Raw genomic sequence first — 654 nt, 5'->3', positions numbered from 1 at the left:
AACATGCGCGGCGATTTGTACCCAAGCGCCGAATGCGAATGCACCTCGTTGAAGTGTGTGAAGGCGTCGGGCAGTCGGGCCCGCACCGCAGTGCTGCGGTCCATGCAGCCGACGTAATCGCGTCTAACGTGTTCACAAAGCTCTCTGCCATGTCGTTCGACTGCGGGCTGTTCACGAGCGTATGCACCGACTTGATGCCCAGCTCATGCGCCAAGGCGTGTGTCTCGGTAGCCCGGAAGGCGCCGCCATTGTCACTCAAGAATTCGGCGGTAATCGCCCGCTCGTCCGTGCTTGCGAAACGCGCTTCCACGGCCTGATTATCATGTCGCCCACCGGCTCACCGGGCAAGTCACGGCCAATCCAGGCACGTCAGCCAATGATCTCGCGGGCGCAGCAGTCTTTCATGAAAACGCCAGTCACCACCTCGCCGTTGTCGCAGGCGATCTCGAAGCCGCCCGAGCACCAGCGCTGATTCGATTCTTCGACCATCATTTGCCATCATGAGCACGGCCGCTATCACTACGCCTGGGCGATTTCGGCAGCAGCAAACCCTGTTCCTTCATCACACGGTACGTGCACTTGTGATTCACGGGGCGCAAGCCCATCAGGCTGCGCGTACGGCTCACCAGGGCGCCGGCACGACGATAGCCATAG

At 60.9% G+C, this 654-nt stretch carries 1 protein-coding gene and 1 pseudogene; both read right to left on the bottom strand.

Annotation, left to right across the window (positions count from 1 at the left end):
• A pseudogene (locus tag QPK29_RS33500) lies at positions 1-161 on the bottom strand (hypothetical protein); the annotation flags it as partial.
• 208 nt (positions 162-369) lie between these two features.
• Entirely contained in the window at positions 370-492 is a 123-nt protein-coding gene (locus tag QPK29_RS33495) for a hypothetical protein (RefSeq protein WP_371772435.1), read from the bottom strand.
• Between the last annotated feature and the right edge of the window lie 162 nt (positions 493-654).

The sequence above is a fragment of the Massilia orientalis genome, from assembly GCF_030411975.2.
GTDB lineage: Bacteria > Pseudomonadota > Gammaproteobacteria > Burkholderiales > Burkholderiaceae_D > Telluria > Telluria orientalis.
The sequence above is the reverse complement of the archived record's forward strand: the minus strand, read 5'-3'. Positions and strand labels throughout refer to the sequence as shown.

What these genes read in the sequence shown, in the direction of transcription:
- QPK29_RS33495 (WP_371772435.1), bottom strand. Translation starts at nt 492, where the DNA reads ATGATGGTCGAAGAATCGAATCAGCGCTGGTGCTCGGGCGGCTTCGAG.